Origin of the sequence: Microvirga sp. TS319 (assembly GCF_041276405.1) — a bacterium.
Taxonomy (GTDB): Bacteria; Pseudomonadota; Alphaproteobacteria; order Rhizobiales; family Beijerinckiaceae; genus Microvirga.
Genome location: NZ_JBGGGT010000002.1, coordinates 317,637 through 332,312 on the forward strand (window position 1 = coordinate 317,637; position 14,676 = coordinate 332,312).

The window sequence follows — 14,676 nt, forward strand, 5'->3', positions numbered from 1 at the left end:
CCCTCTCACCCGGGATCGTATCCGACATTACCCCGCATTCAGGCATGGTTCGTCGTTCCCTTCCTCCGCAGGTGCGTGCGCGCGGCGTCACCGCCGTGCTCGGCCCTACCAATACCGGCAAGACCCATCTCGCTATCGAGCGCATGCTCGGGCACGACAGCGGCATGATCGGCCTGCCGCTGCGCCTGCTCGCGCGCGAGGTCTACGGCCGGGTCGTCGAGAAGGCCGGCCCGCACAATGTCGCCCTCATCACGGGCGAGGAAAAGATCAAGCCGGATCGGCCCCGCTACTGGATCTCCACCGTGGAGGCCATGCCCCGCGACATCGACGCGGCCTTCGTGGCGATCGACGAGATCCAGCTCGCCGCCGACCTCGACCGCGGCCATGTGTTCACCGACCGGCTCCTGAACCAGCGCGGCCGGGAGGAGACGATGCTGATCGGCTCCTCGACCATGCGCCCGCTCATCGAGGCGCTGATTCCCGGCGTCCATGTGGTCACGCGTCCGCGCCTCTCCCAGCTCACCTTCGCGGGCGAGAAGAAGGTCTCGCGTCTGCCCCGCCGCTCCGCCATCGTGGCCTTCTCGGCCGAGGAGGTCTACGGCATCGCGGAGCTGATCCGGCGCCAGAGCGGCGGCGCCGCGGTGGTCCTGGGCGCGCTCTCGCCCCGCACCCGCAACGCGCAGGTCGAGCTCTACCAGAACGGCGACGTGGATTACCTGATCGCCACGGACGCCATCGGCATGGGCCTCAACCTCGACGTGGACCATGTGGCCTTCGCGTCCGACAAGAAGTTCGACGGTTTCCGCTACCGCAAGCTCTACAACCCGGAGCTCGCCCAGATCGCGGGCCGTGCCGGCCGCCACATGCGCGACGGCACCTTCGGCTCAACGGGCCGCTGCCCGCCTTTCGATGCGGAAACCGTGGAGGCCCTGGAGAATCACACCTTCGATCCGGTCCGGATCCTGCAATGGCGCAACCCCGACCTCGATTTCTCGACCCTCGGGCGCCTGCGGGACTCCTTGAGCCAGCAGCCCCGGGAGCACGGCCTCGTACGCGCCCCGATGGGAGAAGACCTGGCGGCCCTCGAATTGCTGGCCCGGGACGACGACATCCAGGCCTTCGCCCGCACGAAATATGCCGTCGAGCGCCTCTGGCAGATCTGCCAGGTGCCCGATTACCGAAAAGTTTCGCCCCAGACCCATGCGGATCTGGTTGGCCAGCTCTACCGTTTCCTCATGAAGGAGGGGGCGGTTCCAGCAGACTGGTTCGCCCGTCATTTGTCGGCTTCCGACCGTACGGATGGCGATATCGACACCCTGTCCAACCGCATCGCCCAGGTGCGAACTTGGTCTTTCGTCGCTAACCGTCCCGACTGGTTGAAGGATCCGGAGCATTGGCAGGGTGTTGCGCGTCAGGTAGAGGACAAGCTATCGGATGCGCTTCATGAACGTCTCGCCCAAAGATTCATCGACCGGCGGACGAGCGTTCTCATGCGGCGCTTGAGAGAGAACACGATGCTCGAAGCGGAAATCACGACCACCGGCGACGTCACTGTCGAGGGGCAACATATCGGCCATCTGCATGGCTTCCATTTCGTGCCTGATTCCCAGGCCGATGCCACGGAGGCCAAGACCCTGCGCAATGCTGCCAGCAAGGCCCTGGCCGGCGAAATCGAGGCGCGGGCCGATCGGTTCGCCGAGGCGCCCGACACCACCCTGGTGCTGTCCAATGACGGCACGATCCGCTGGATGGGCGATCCCGTGGCCAAGCTGGAGACCGGCGACAAGCTGTTCGAGCCGCGGGTTCGGATCCTGTCGGACGAGCATCTCACGGGCCCCGCCCGCGACAAGGTCGAGAGCCGCCTGCGCGCCTGGCTCAAGGCCTATGTGGTGCGCCTGCTCGGGCCGGTGATGGATCTCGAGACCAATGCCGAGCTGACCGGGATCGCCCGGGGCATCGCCTTCCAAGTCGGCGAGGCGCTCGGCGTGCTGGAGCGCGCCAAGGTTCTCAACGAGGTGCGCAGCCTCGACCAGGATGCCCGCGCGGCCCTGCGCAAGGCGGGCATCCGCTTCGGGGCCTATCATCTCTATCTGCCGGCCCTTCTGAAGCCCGCGCCCCGCGTCCTCGCGACGCAGCTCTGGGCGCTCCAGAACGGCGGCCTGGACCAGAAGGGGATCGACGAGATCGCCCATCTCGCCCAGTCGGGCCGCACCTCGATCCCGGTCGACCCGGAGATCGCGTCGGGCCTCTACCGCGCCGCGGGGTTCCGGGTCTGCGGTGGCCGTGCCGTGCGCGTCGACATCCTCGAGCGACTGGCGGACCTGATCCGTCCGGCGATCGCCTATCGTCCCGGCATCACGCCCGGCGAGCCGCCGGCAGGCGCCGCCGACGGAGAGGGCTTCGTGCCGACCGTGGCCATGACCTCCCTGGTCGGCTGCGCGGGCGAGGATTTCGCCACGATTCTGAAGTCGCTCGGCTATGCGATGGAACGTCGTCCCGGCCCGGCCATCACCGTGCCGCTGGCGGCGGCGCCGCAACCTGCCGCGATCGAGGCCGCGCCTGCCGAGGTTCCCGCCGAGGCGTCTGCCGAGACAGCGGCGGAGACGGCGGCCGAAGCGCCCGCTGAAGCGCCGCCCGTGGCAGAGGAGACCGGTGCCGTGGCCGTGGAGGCTCCCGAACCCTCCGTTCCGGCCGAGGCTGTCGAGGCCAGCGCCGCCGAGGCCGTGGCTTCGCCCGAAGGGCAGGCAATGGGTCCGGCCGAAGAGGCTGCGGAGGAACCAGCTCAGGCTCCGGCCGAGCCCGAAATGATCGAGGTCTGGCGCCAGCACCGGCGTCACCACGAAGGCGGGCAGGCCCGTCAGGGCCGCGAGGCCCGCGGAAATCGTGGCGAACGCGGCGAGCGTGGTGAGCGCGGCGATCGACGCCCGCGTCACGGCGAAGGCAAGGGCGAGCGTCCGCGCCGGGAGGCCCAAGGGGAGGGTGGACGTCCGGAGGGCGGACGTCCGCAGAACCGTCCGCCGCGGGGACCTCGGCCCGACGACCGCCGCGGCCCGCGTCCCGACAAGCGCGGCGAGAACCGCCGCGACGGGGGCCAGGAGCGCCGCGAGAAGCAGCCCGATCCGAATTCGCCGTTCGCCAAGCTCATGGCCCTCAAGGCTCAGCTCGAAGACGGGAAGAAGTGAGATCGGCATATGCGTGAGGACCGGCAGCGGCTCGACAAGTGGCTCTGGTTCGCACGTTTCGCCAAAACCCGGACGCTGGCCGCCAAGCTCGTGACGAGCGGCTTCGTCCGGGTCAACGGCCAGCGCATCGACAACGCCGCCAAGGCGTTATCCATCGGTGACGTGGTCACCGTCGCTCTGGCCCGCACGACCCTGGTGGTGCGGGTCGAAGGCCTCGGCGAGCGCCGCGGGCCTGCGCCGGAAGCAAGACAGCTCTACGCCGACCTCAACGAGGGCGACGGAGTGCTTGTCAGGGAAGGCGACAAGAGCTAGAGCATCGGTCCCAAAAGTGGAATCCACTTTTGGGATTGAATCCGATGCTCCCTCCTTGGAAAGAGCGCATCGTTCTCGCGAAAAACCGGATCCACTTTTTCGCACGATGCGCTAGAGCGGCGATAGTCGCGCGCTTTTTTGGAATAGACTCTCGAAGGACCGTTCATGACCTACGTCGTCACTGAAAATTGCATCAAATGCAAATACATGGACTGCGTCGAGGTATGCCCGGTGGATTGTTTCTACGAGGGCGACAACATGCTCGTCATTCACCCGGACGAGTGCATCGATTGCGGCGTCTGCGAGCCGGAATGCCCCGCGGAGGCGATCAAGCCGGATGCGGAACCCGGCCTCGAGCAATGGCTGAAGCTCAACGCCGATATGGCCAAGAGCTGGCCCAACATCACGCAGAAGAAGGATCCTCCGGCCGACGCCAAGGATTTCGACGGCGTGGCCGGCAAGTTCGAGCAGTATTTCTCGCCCAATCCCGGCGAGGGCGATTAACGGAGCGACGTGCCGGGCAAGGCCCGCTCTCGCGGTTCGGCCATCCGGGCTCGTCCCGGGCGAATCTGCCGATCCGGCAGGTCCGAAGCCCGGACATAAGGCGAGCTTCTTTACGCTACGCTTTGAAATATTTTTGCTTTTTGGGCCAGACTGTGATAGGGTCTGCGAATGCCGTCGCTTGCGCTCAAGCCGTGCACCGTCCCAGCAGGTCGTCGGTTCACACACTGAAGCAATGATGCACGAAACCTGATCGGAGGAAGATAATCCCCTTCCTTGGGTCCAGGGTGAGCGTGTTCTAGCTGCTGGCTTACATCAGGGAGTCGGGCGGAATAGTCAAGTTCCGTTCTCGCTCAGCTCATTCCTGTTTCCCTGGGTCCCTGCCCAGGGGAACCACCGCTCTCGCGCCTGTCAGGCCGGGAGCCATGCAAGGAGGCCTCTCTCGCATGACAACCGCTAAGAAGTCCGCCCAGCGCCTGGGTTTCAAATCCGGTGAAGCCATCGTTTACCCCGCTCACGGCGTCGGCCGCATCACGGCCATCGAAGAGCAGGAAATCGCCGGCTTCAAGCTGGAGCTTTACGTGGTCTCCTTCGACAAGGACAAGATGGTCCTGCGGGTTCCGACCGCGAAAGCCGCGAGCGTCGGGATGCGTAAGCTCGCCGAGCCGGCCGTGGTTCAAAAGGCTCTGGACGTTCTGACGGGTCGTGCCCGTGTGAAGCGCACCATGTGGTCGCGCCGCGCCCAGGAATATGAGGCGAAGATCAATTCCGGCGACCTTCTCTCCGTCACCGAGGTCGTGCGCGACCTGTACCGGTCCGAGGCGCAGCCGGAACAGTCCTATAGCGAGCGTCAGCTCTACGAATCCGCCCTCGACCGGGTCGTGCGTGAAATCGCCGCCGTAAACAAGATCACCGACACCGAAGCCCTCAAGCTCATCGAGCAGAGCCTCGCCAAGTCTCCGCGCCGCGCCAAGGGCGCCGAGGCGGACGCCGACGGCGAAGGCGACGACATGCAGGAAGAAGCGGCCTGATCGAACGGCCCAAATTCATTATGATTGCTTTGGAAAGCCTGGCTTTGCGCCAGGCTTTTTTATTGGCCGCAAACCCTTGTTTTCGCAGGACGGGAATCTATTTCGCAAAACTTGGCTGTTGAGGGTGAACTTTTTCCCGCCTCGACCGTTGTGTCTCTGCCAAGGGAGGACACAATGGGAGAAATCTCAGGCGTTCGTCGTCGTTTCGTCCGCGCTGCAATGAATGCGCCTTTTCTCGAAAGGGAAGAGGAGCATGCTCTCGCCGTGCGCTGGAAGGAGAACCGCGACGAAACAGCTCTTCACCAACTGACGGCCGCGCATATGCGCCTCGTCATCGCTCTGGCGGCCCGTTTCCGCCATTATGGCCTGCCGATGGCGGATCTCGTCCAGGAAGGGCATGTGGGCCTTCTCGAGGCCGCCGCCCGGTTCGAGCCTGAACGGGAGGTCCGTTTCTCGACTTACGCGACCTGGTGGATCCGCGCTTCGGTGCAGGACTATATCCTTCGTAACTGGTCAATCGTCCGCGGCGGAACAAGTTCCGCCCAGAAGGCCCTCTTCTTCAACCTGCGCCGGCTGCGCGCCCGCCTGACCCGTGGCGGCGAGGAGCGCATTTCGTCGGACGTACACGAGAAGATCGCCGAAGCCATCGGCGTCTCCAAGGCCGATGTGGCCCTTATGGATGCCCGCCTTTCGGCCCCCGATACGTCTCTCAACGCGCCGGTTCTCGATGCGGACCCGTCGAATTCGGCTGAGCGCATGGAATTCCTCGTCGATACGAGCCCGCTTCCGGATGAGAGCGTGAGCGACGTGATCGACACCGAGCGCCGGGTGCGCTGGCTCAAGCAGGCGCTCGAAGTGCTCAATGAACGCGAGCTGCGCATCCTTCGGGCGCGCCGCCTCGACGACGAGCAGGTGACCCTTGAATTCCTGGGCGACCGCCTGGGAATTTCCAAGGAGCGCGTCCGTCAGATCGAGAATCGTGCCCTTGAGAAGCTCAAGCGGGCCCTGATGGACAAGTATCCTCAGGCCTCGGGCGCTTTCGTCTAAGGAAGTCGAGACCCTTAGAGAACCCCAAGTCAGGCGGGCCGGCTACCGGCCCGCCTGACTGCTATTTTACGAGCCGTTATCGGCGAAGAGCGGAGTTCCTTGACGCATCGTGCGAAAGAGCGAACTCGGTTTTTCGCAAGAACGATGCGCTCCTTCCAGGAAGAGAGCATCGGAGAGAATCCCAAAAGGGCAAATCCAAGTCCCGCGTCCGATGCTATGAGAAAGTGAATCTCACCCTGAGGTAAGGCTCATTCGACGATGATCTTGTACCGCTCGCCGACCCTCAAGGGGCCGCCGCGGTCGAGCCCGTTGAGCAAAAGGAACCGGTCGAGCGCCTTGTCGACGGGCATGCGGGCGGACAACGACTGGGCGGTGTCGCCGCGCTGAGCCGCCACGATCTGGAGCTTGAGCGGCCGGATGCGGCGGGCTTCCTCCGGCTGCACTTGGCGTATGCTGCCGAGGGTCCGCTGGAACATGTCTTCCAGATCCGGGCCGCCGCTGCGGGCCGCCATGATGAGGCGGTAGGTCGTGTTGCCGATGCGAATGGCCGAAAGCCGGAAGGTCCATTCCTTGCCGTTGGAGAGGGCCGTCACGACGGGGAGGTCGTTGAGGGTGGTCGTGACCAGGCTGCCCGCCTCGATGGTGTCGGTCCAGGTGGAGCGCAGAACCTCTTCCAGGCTCTGCCCGGCGGGCGTGTCTGCCGCATCGAAGAGCAGGCGGCGCTCGCCGTCGTTCGAGGAGCCGAGAACGGCCTGGGAGGTGTTTTCCAGGGTGAAGCCCGCCGGCGCCTCGAAGGCGACGCCGAGGCGGGCATGGATGAAGCGGCGGCCCTTCACGACGCCGTCGCTCGGGTCGTCCCCGTAGGCGAGCCCGTCGAGGGCCGTCAGGTATTCGAGCCGTCCGGTCTCTCCCATGCCCGGAGGTCCGGCGCGCCGGGCCGCCTGGAGAGCCTTCGCGACGCGCGCGGCCGTGCTGGGATGGGAAGCGACCCGGTCAGGGCCCGTATTGCCGCTGCTGCTCGCCGAGCGGCCGAGGGCCGTGAGGAAGCGGGGTGCGCCATAGGGGTCGAAGCCCGCCCGGGTGAGAACGGTGATTCCGGTCTGATCGGCCTCGAGCTCCTGCGAGCGGGAGAAGCTGGCAAGCGTCGAACGGGCCTGGTCCTGCACCACGGCCGCTTCCTGGGAATTGTTCAGGACGTTTTCCGCCACGCGCTCGATCAGCTCCGAACGGGCCTGCAGCTCGCTGCGCTGAGAGGCATGGCGGAGCGTGACATGGGCGATCTCGTGCGAGAGCACGGCTGCCACCTCCGACGTGTCGTTCGCCAGGGCGAGCAGCCCGCGCGTGACATAGAGCCGTCCGTTCGGCAGGGCGAAGGCGTTCACCACGGGCGAATTGAGGATGGTGACCTGGTACGACTCGTCCGGCCGGTCGGTTGCCATGACGAGCCGGTTCACCGCGTCGGTCAGAAGACGCTGGAGCTGAGGCGCGCGGCCTTCGCCGCCGAAGGCCGACACGAGGCGGATATGGTCGCGGTCGCGGTCCGGCCCGAGCACCCGGGGCGCATTGGCCGGCAGGGCGCCGTTTCCGCCAAAGCTCGAGCAGCCCGACACCAGGCCTGCGAGCATCAGACTGGCCGCGATCCGGATCTTACCTCTGTGACGTCTATCCTGCATGCTTGCTCATCGGGCCAAGCGTCGATTGTCTTCCCCGTCGCCTTGAGGACGGCTGTCGTCAAGGCGCTCGATCATCTCCGGTAGATCAATGGTAAGGGCAGTGCCCTGCCAAGACTGCAAAATGCCTCGGGCCCGGAGGGGTCTGCCTTTCAGCGAAGCCGCCGAAATGCCCCTCTCCGCCATCCGGATCCAGGCTTTCCGAGAAATGATGATCGTGAAGTCGTCTGCCCACTGCCCCCCGAAATTCAAATAGGTTCTCTGTTTGCGCTCGCCGACGCTGCGAACCCGCCCCTCGATGATGACGAAACGGCCGACTCGCTCGTTCAAGAGCTCGGCTTGGTCTACTGGGACGGGGTTATAGCGGTCATCGGCCCAAAGACCAAGGCGTCGTTCACGCGCCGTTTCCTCAAAAGCGAGCAGTTCGGTCTGACAGAAGACGGAATCGGCCCCTGGATCGACGAGGGCGAGGCCCGCCTCGACGAGACCGTGGCTCAGGTCGAGAGGCTGCGGCTCACCGAGACGCGCGCGCAAGGGAAGGCGGTTCCAGCGGTCCCGGCCGCCCTGAACGGTGACGTCGAGGGGCTGGCCGATGCGGGCCTTGAGCCAGTCCAGGGCCTCACCCCTATGGAGCGCGTCATCGGGAAGCCGGATGCCCGGAAGCCGGGCCAACCCCAGCCCTTCGAGCAGCAACTCGCCTTCGGGCGTGATGCCGGCGAGACGGTCTTGCCGCGTCTCGCCTGCGCAGCTGGGGGATGCGGCCCGACCCGGATGAGGCGATGCGGAAACCTGCACCGCCCCGAGCCCCGTCGCAAGCACGGCCCAAACACTGATCGCCACTCCGCCCCGCATGAGAGATCCCGGTTGAACATTGTATCATACGGGGTGCGGACAGGACGGCTAGAGCAAATTGCATTCTGACGGGATCGGAATGCTTGCTCCCTCTTTGATGAAGCATCGTTCTTCGCGAAAAACTGGTTCCCACTTCTCCGCACGATACTCCAGGCCCGGGAGGGCGCCATCAGCGCTTTTCCTGTGCGGGAGTGCGCTTTTGGGGTTTGTGTCCGCTTCGACACACATCTATTGCCCGGAGCGCGATGCTGTCTGATCGGGCGCCGGAGCCTGGGGCGCGAGGGTGATCGAGGCCCCGGAGGGACCGCCGCCACTACCGCCACCGAGATAACGCTTCGTCGCTTTGTCGACGCGCTGACTGTTTGCGGTGAGACGGGTGTTGCCCGAATTCGGGGGCCAGGGATCGTCGATATGCACGACCTTGTCGAAGGCTAGGGCATCTCCGGCGGAGGCCGTGACCGTATCGCTGCGCTTCACGTAATCCGCGCATGCGCTAAGAGCGAGCACCGGCAGAAGCGTCGCGCAGGCGATGAGGCAGGGCTTAACGTTTGACGATTTTCTTGGGGGCATTGCTCTGCTCCGGCTTCAGGTTGACGATATGCCCGTAGGGTCCGACGACGCCCGTACCCTCGACGAAGCGGCGGCGCATGTCGCCGCTGACTTCCAGGTTGCCGAGCAGGAAGAACTCCGCATCGTTGCTGGGCTTTGCGGAATCGAGCGGCGTGCGCAGGGGCTGTCCCGGCTTCGCGGGGCGGACCAGATGGGGCGTGACCTGTACGCATGGCCTTCTCCAGTGCTTGTGCATGGGGCGATCGCAATGCCGCCGGGGAGCGGGCTTTGGCAATGGGAGCCGCAGCGCGCTTAACGGAGCTTAGAGATCGTTTCGTGGATACAACGATATAATGTTTAAAAACGCCAGCAGTAAACACGGGCGTTCCACGACGGGGAGCGTCGCGGAAAGCTCGAATTGCGAAGGTCTTACGCTGGACTATGACCGGGAGCGGTGTAGTCAATATTACAAATCATGCCCGGACTCGCTTCTGCCTAAATTACGTTACAGAATCCGGATGGGAAACTCTTCATTGGTTCAAGGATTTAGAGCTGGCGGTCGAGAAAGGTAGCGGGATCGCAAGACACCGGGTCCTCCGAAAGCTTCCGTAACGAGAGTGCAGTCGCGATAGCACGCGAACTTTGCAACATTGCATGCGGCCAATTGCTAAATCGCACAGGCTCGGCATCGCTTCATACTCCGCAGCATCTTCCCCGGGAAGCCCCGGCTATCTTCGGGCGCAGTGTTCCCTTTCCCAACCAGGACACCGTCCTGAAAGGCACTTGCGGCCCGCGAAATGCTTTTTTATGCAAACAACTGACGAAATGTGCCTCCGGTTAGTGTGGCCGCCGCCAGTCCCCAGTCTCGTTCAGGGACCATGGTCGTACCAAGCATTAAGCTTAACTCTCCCTTTACATGAATCGTTTCATCATAACGTTGCTGCACGATGTCGCAGCGGCATCAGTGACTCGTTGAGTGAAGAAGAATTCCTATGAACGTGATCAGGATCGTGGCCGTGACAGGCCTTTGCGCAGCAACGGGGTCGGCCGCCTTGGCCGCCGACCTGCCCCAGACTTTCCTTGCTCCGACGCCCGTCCTGCGGGAAACGAGGGAGACCGCTCTCGGCTGGTATCTGCGGGGCGAGGTCGGCTATGTCGACTACAAGCGTCCCGAGGCAGACTTCGCCGTTCAGCCTTTCACCGCCGGTTTCACGCATGAGACCATGGGCAATGCCGCCGTGATCGGTGCCGGCGTGGGGTATCGCTTCAACCCGAATGTCCGGCTGGATCTGACGCTGGATCATGCCTTCGATGCCCGGTTCAAAGGGATCGCTCCTGCCCCCACCCTCGCCACGGCATCGATCACGGATCGGGCGGCCTTCCAGACCTCGACGTTCATGGTGAACGGCTATCTGGATTTCAGGCCCGTCCTGGGGTTCACGCCCTATGTCGGCGCCGGTATCGGGGTGGCGCACAACGTGCTCTCCCGCCACATGCTGACGACCTATGATGCGGCGACGAGAGACGAGGTGACGGAGCGTCTGGCGGGGGGCGATTCCTTCAATTTCGCTTGGGCGCTCATGGCGGGTTTGGGATATCAGATGTCCTCGAACTTCACGCTCGATCTCGGCTACCGCTATGTCAGCCTCGGCGATGTGAAGACGCGCTCCTATGGCGACGGCACCGGGGTCGATGTCGGTTCGATCGGCGCACATGAAGTCCGGATGGGGGTCCGTTACAACTTCAGATGAGGACACCCATTCTCATCTGACATGACGCTCGCAGCCGGTATGGCTCTACCGATCGCTCGGCTGAAAGGGGGCCACTACCAGCGGATCACCACCACCGTCTGATGGCCGTTGCCGAGCTCGACGGCTTCCAGTCCCTCGGTTCTCTTGGTCTGCTGCTTGGCATTCTCGACGATCTCGAACTCCTCCACATGCGTGGCGAAAGCCTCATCCACTTCCGCAACGCAGAGCAGGGTGTCGGGGGGAAGATTTTCAACTTTCCTGAGAAAATCACGCAGGGTCTGAGCCATGGAATGCCTCCGGTTCCTGTCACAAACCGATCCACGGGAAGGGAGTTCCGGCAAGCGTGGCGCTTTCGTGCTCAATCGGTCATTCTTCGGACTATAGAGAGGAGTAGAGGAGGCGGGCCGGTCGCGCAACAATGGGCGATGAGTCATGAAAAGACATCATGCTCTCGCGTGGGTCGCATCCGGCATCACGGCTGCCGCCGGAGCCGTCACGGCATGGGCCCGTGCGGGTTCGTGGGGGTACAAGTACCGATGGGAGGCTGTCCCGGACCCGAGAGGCCCGACACGCCGCAGCCCTCTGTCGTGCGGCCGGACACGTCCCACGGGCACCTCATGCCTCCAGTTCGCATGCCGGAGGCCGCGAAGCATTCAGGTCCCGATGGCCCCTATGTCGATGACGAGGCTTCGGGCTTTGCCTAACCGAAGCGTTACGGTCTTCTACCGTAACGGCAGGCCATTTCGGAGAGGAGACCGGCACGCTCCATATGGTCGAACGGAAAAACATGCCGCCGGACCGGACTTCAGCGCGACGGTGCAGCCCGCATGAGGAGCATTCCTCCACAAGGGTCTGGTCCCCCGGGGGTGACCGTGCTAAATCCCCTTCTCTCAGCGGTCCCGTAGCTCAGCAGGACAGAGCAGCGGTTTCCTAAACCGAAGGTCGGAAGTTCGAGTCTTCCCGGGATCGCCAGTCTTTCGCGATGATCGCAGATTTCATGATGCCGATCGCCGTGGTCGGCTGGTGTCGGGCCAGAGCACCGAAGCGCTGCCGGATATCTCCGGCCAAGATTTCAGCCCCTACCGAGATGCAGAGGTTGTGCTTGCCGGGCAACTCAACGACCGTAAGGTCAGGGCTGAGCCGCCGCCATCTGCGCCCGTCGAATTCGGCTGCGTAATACACCACCGGCACGGCCAAGGGCCGGGGCCTGTAGCGGGCCATGAGGGGGGTGTAGATTTCGTTAAGGGTCGACAAGGGAGCGCCGGAGGCGCCCCGCCCTTTGGCCATAAGGGCCGTTGACCTGGCCAGTCGCTGGCCCCAGGGCATCTTCGGCAGCCTCTCGTACCGGTTCATCTGCTCGTAGACCCAGGCGAGCGCCGCAGGTGGCGCGACATGGTCGACCAGTGAGAGGGCAAGACGCATGGGCACATGCGCGCTGGTGGTGGGGATATCGACCAATCCCACGAACTCGACCCTTTGGCCCGCCTGCGTCAACAGATGAGCCACTTCAAACGCGACCAATGCACCCTTGCATGAACCGATGATCCGATACGGTCCGGTGGGCTGCCGCTCCAGGATCAGCTGCAGGCGCTCCTCCGCCATGTCCTCGATTGACCGGGGAGCGGGCCCGCCGCGCGAGCCATGGGGCTCGATCAGGACAATGGGTTGATCCGGCGGCAACAGATGCACCAGTCGGCGGACCAGGAGGCTGCCCGTATCCAGATCGCCGTGGAGGAAGAAGAACAGAGGAGGCTGGTCGCCCTCGGCATTGAACACGGCGCAAGGACCTTCGGGGGCATGGATCTGCCGAGCCATCTTCGGCGCGAGGAGACGGATGGTTTCGCCCTGAAACAGGACCGAGGCTGGAAGCAGGAGGCCGATCGTTCTCTCAACCTCCAGCAACATCTCGACGGCCAGCAGGGAGTCGCCCCCGCGCTCGAAGAAGTCGTCGTCGACCGTCAGGTCCTCCAGCTTGAGCACCCTGCGCCATATTTCCAGCAACTCGCGCTCGAGCCACCGGATGCGTGCGCAGTCGGACGGGACGCCGGACCCTTTGGCCTCGTCCGAGCCTGCCGTGAGGAGATCCGCCAGTTGCCGGCGCTGAACCTTGCCGGTGATCCCCTTCGGCAGCTGTTCCAGGACCAGGATGGTGCGTGGGATCTTGTAGGGTGTCAGCTTGTCTTCGAGGAACAGGCGAAGGTCCGACGGTTCGGCGGACGCGCCGGGATGGAGGACGACGGCCGCAGCGACATCCTCGCCGTAACGGGGATGGGGAGCCGCGAAGGCGGCGGCTTCCGCCACCGCCGGATGGCGCAGGAGCGCATGATCGATCTCGGCGGGTGAGACCTTCTCGCCTCCGCGATTGATCACTTCCGTCAGACGCCCATGGAGGGAGAGAAAGCCGTCCTCGTCGATGCTGCCGAGATCGCCCGTTCGCAGCCAGCCGTCGACGAAAGCGGATCGATTGAGTTCAGGATCATCCAGATAGCCGGCGATCAGGGTGGGGCCGCGGACCCAGACCTCGCCCTGCTTGCCGTGCGGCAGGGGAAGTCCCGCTTCGTCGACGATCGCCACGGTTCCAGGCCAGGGCACGCCACAGGTTCCCGGCTTGCTCGGACCCGGCGGCGGCAGATCGGCGGCGATCTGCGCGGCCTCGCTGGAGCCGTAATGCTCCAGGACCGGCACATTCAGGGTTGTCTGCAGGTTCTCGCGCACGGCCTGGGGGAGCGGCGAACCGCCCGAGGTGATGAACCGCAGGGCGTGCCTCGCGGCGATATCCGCGATCGCGACGGCCTTGTCCAGCACGGCACGGTGGAGCGTCGGCCCTGCCGAGTACCAGGTCGGGCGAAGCGTCTCGAACCACTCCGTCAGATCGACCGAGGAGGGATCCGCTGGAAGCGCGATGCTTCCGCCGGTGAGCAGGGGCGTGAAGGCCGTCACCTTCAGGCCATGCGAGTAGAAGGGCGGCGACACGCTGAGGCAGCGGTCCTGGGGCGTAAGCCCGAACCAAGCCTGAAGCCGGGCCGCCGCTGCCAGCATGTTGGCGTGACTGAACGGGATCAGCTTCTGGCGCCCGGTCGTTCCGGATGTCTGCAGGATGAAGGCCGGGTCGTGGGGCGCGGGCTCGCCGTCAGGGGCGGGGGAGCGGGAATCCGGAACGTTCAGGTCCAGGCTGAGCCGGTCACCCCCTTTGGGTGCAGCCTCGATAATGGCGAGGTCGCGCCGTTCGGCCGCCAGCCGCAGCTCGAGATGGCTGCCTTGCAGCACCAGGAGGGCGTCCAACCGGAGAGCCCCAACGCGTTGATCGAGCTCGGCGGTCGTCAGCCTTGGATCGAGCGGTACGGCCACGGCCGCACAGGCGATGGCCACGATGGCGATGACCGCCTGCGGCCCGTTCGGCAGCAGCACCCCGATCCGGGCGCGGTGGGACAGTCCACCGCGACGCAGCCGGCTGCGGACCTCGTCGATCCGGCTCTGCAGGTCGAGATAGCTCAAGGGTGCAAAACCGGGAGTGAGAATGGCCGGATTCTGCGGTTGCAGGGCGGCAAGCCGGCCGATCACCTGGCCTAGAGTCAGCTGCGCCTCCGCGGCAGGCGCACGATCCGGCGTCAACAGGGCAGAGGACGCCAGGGCGGCCCGCAGGTTATGGTTCTCGCTCGTCACCGAGGCCGTCCTTCGGATTACATGCCAAGCACGCGGCTGATCACGGATAGTGAAGAACGTCCTAGTGCGCGATTTTCTCCCGTGGATACTCCCGAAGAGGTGATCATCATCCCATTTG

12 protein-coding genes and 1 tRNA gene are annotated in these 14,676 nt (G+C 64.6%); 7 read left to right on the forward strand and 6 right to left on the reverse strand.

Annotated features, from left to right (window positions below; genetic code table 11):
- Positions 1-44: 44 nt before the first annotated feature.
- From AB8841_RS10930 to AB8841_RS10950, 5 genes are all read left to right on the forward strand, one after another.
- Positions 45-3,182 carry a helicase-related protein gene (locus AB8841_RS10930; protein ID WP_370435882.1) on the forward strand — a complete coding sequence of 1,046 codons (3,138 nt, stop codon included), beginning with the start codon at positions 45-47 and terminating at the stop codon, positions 3,180-3,182.
- Positions 3,183-3,191: 9 nt separating this feature from the next.
- Entirely contained in the window at positions 3,192-3,494 is a 303-nt protein-coding gene (locus tag AB8841_RS10935) for an RNA-binding S4 domain-containing protein (protein ID WP_370435883.1), read from the forward strand.
- Between the two features lie 165 nt (positions 3,495-3,659).
- Positions 3,660-3,998 (forward strand): ferredoxin FdxA, encoded by a 339-nt coding sequence (gene fdxA, locus AB8841_RS10940; protein WP_370435884.1) that lies wholly within the window; start codon positions 3,660-3,662, stop codon positions 3,996-3,998.
- Positions 3,999-4,441: 443 nt separating this feature from the next.
- Positions 4,442-5,026, forward strand: coding sequence for a CarD family transcriptional regulator (locus AB8841_RS10945; RefSeq protein ID WP_370435885.1), 585 nt, complete (start codon positions 4,442-4,444; stop codon positions 5,024-5,026).
- A 174-nt stretch (positions 5,027-5,200) separates the two neighbouring features.
- Positions 5,201-6,073: an RNA polymerase factor sigma-32 gene (locus AB8841_RS10950; protein WP_370435886.1), complete on the forward strand. Its 873-nt coding sequence runs from the start codon at positions 5,201-5,203 to the stop codon at positions 6,071-6,073.
- Between the two features lie 248 nt (positions 6,074-6,321).
- Here AB8841_RS10950 and AB8841_RS10955 read toward each other — a convergent pair whose 3' ends face one another.
- The 4 genes from AB8841_RS10955 to AB8841_RS10970 all read right to left on the reverse strand — a co-directional run bounded on the left by AB8841_RS10955 (position 6,322) and on the right by AB8841_RS10970 (position 9,400).
- The gene (locus AB8841_RS10955) at positions 6,322-7,746 is read right to left on the reverse strand and encodes a M48 family metalloprotease (protein ID WP_370435887.1); all 1,425 of its coding nucleotides are present in this window, start codon (positions 7,744-7,746) and stop codon (positions 6,322-6,324) included.
- A 6-nt stretch (positions 7,747-7,752) separates the two neighbouring features.
- Positions 7,753-8,595: a thermonuclease family protein gene (locus AB8841_RS10960; protein ID WP_370435888.1), complete on the reverse strand. Its 843-nt coding sequence runs from the start codon at positions 8,593-8,595 to the stop codon at positions 7,753-7,755.
- A 228-nt stretch (positions 8,596-8,823) separates the two neighbouring features.
- Positions 8,824-9,165, reverse strand: a complete 342-nt coding sequence (locus AB8841_RS10965; protein WP_370435889.1) for a hypothetical protein — start codon at positions 9,163-9,165, stop codon at positions 8,824-8,826.
- Positions 9,137-9,400 (reverse strand): hypothetical protein, encoded by a 264-nt coding sequence (locus AB8841_RS10970; protein ID WP_370435890.1) that lies wholly within the window; start codon positions 9,398-9,400, stop codon positions 9,137-9,139. Before AB8841_RS10970 ends, AB8841_RS10965 begins: the two co-directional genes overlap by 29 nt.
- A gap of 736 nt (positions 9,401-10,136) precedes the next feature.
- On the opposite strand from AB8841_RS10970, the gene AB8841_RS10975 reads away from it, so the two are divergent.
- Complete coding sequence (locus tag AB8841_RS10975) at positions 10,137-10,895, forward strand: outer membrane protein (protein ID WP_370435891.1); 759 nt, start codon at positions 10,137-10,139, stop codon at positions 10,893-10,895.
- Positions 10,896-10,969: 74 nt separating this feature from the next.
- Here AB8841_RS10975 and AB8841_RS10980 read toward each other — a convergent pair whose 3' ends face one another.
- Entirely contained in the window at positions 10,970-11,182 is a 213-nt protein-coding gene (locus AB8841_RS10980; protein WP_370435892.1) for a sugar phosphorylase, read from the reverse strand.
- A 608-nt stretch (positions 11,183-11,790) separates the two neighbouring features.
- Between AB8841_RS10980 and AB8841_RS10985 the strand changes: the two genes are divergently transcribed.
- A tRNA-Arg gene (locus tag AB8841_RS10985) sits at positions 11,791-11,867 on the forward strand.
- Here AB8841_RS10985 and AB8841_RS10990 read toward each other — a convergent pair.
- Positions 11,826-14,558: an AMP-binding protein gene (locus AB8841_RS10990; RefSeq protein ID WP_370439243.1), complete on the reverse strand. Its 2,733-nt coding sequence runs from the start codon at positions 14,556-14,558 to the stop codon at positions 11,826-11,828. The two genes, AB8841_RS10985 and AB8841_RS10990, sit on opposite strands and share 42 nt — an antisense overlap.
- Positions 14,559-14,676 lie beyond the last annotated feature (118 nt).

Bases quoted from the DNA above. Each gene is read 5' to 3' on its own strand.
- AB8841_RS10930 (WP_370435882.1), top strand. From the start codon at position 45: ATGGTTCGTCGTTCCCTTCCTCCGCAGGTGCGTGCGCGCGGCGTCACC.
- AB8841_RS10935 (WP_370435883.1), top strand. From the start codon at position 3,192: ATGCGTGAGGACCGGCAGCGGCTCGACAAGTGGCTCTGGTTCGCACGT.
- fdxA (WP_370435884.1), top strand. From the start codon at position 3,660: ATGACCTACGTCGTCACTGAAAATTGCATCAAATGCAAATACATGGAC.
- AB8841_RS10945 (WP_370435885.1), top strand. From the start codon at position 4,442: ATGACAACCGCTAAGAAGTCCGCCCAGCGCCTGGGTTTCAAATCCGGT.
- AB8841_RS10950 (WP_370435886.1), top strand. From the start codon at position 5,201: ATGGGAGAAATCTCAGGCGTTCGTCGTCGTTTCGTCCGCGCTGCAATG.
- AB8841_RS10955 (WP_370435887.1), bottom strand. From the start codon at position 7,746: ATGCAGGATAGACGTCACAGAGGTAAGATCCGGATCGCGGCCAGTCTG.
- AB8841_RS10960 (WP_370435888.1), bottom strand. From the start codon at position 8,595: ATGCGGGGCGGAGTGGCGATCAGTGTTTGGGCCGTGCTTGCGACGGGG.
- AB8841_RS10965 (WP_370435889.1), bottom strand. From the start codon at position 9,165: ATGCCCCCAAGAAAATCGTCAAACGTTAAGCCCTGCCTCATCGCCTGC.
- AB8841_RS10970 (WP_370435890.1), bottom strand. From the start codon at position 9,400: ATGCACAAGCACTGGAGAAGGCCATGCGTACAGGTCACGCCCCATCTG.
- AB8841_RS10975 (WP_370435891.1), top strand. From the start codon at position 10,137: ATGAACGTGATCAGGATCGTGGCCGTGACAGGCCTTTGCGCAGCAACG.
- AB8841_RS10980 (WP_370435892.1), bottom strand. From the start codon at position 11,182: ATGGCTCAGACCCTGCGTGATTTTCTCAGGAAAGTTGAAAATCTTCCC.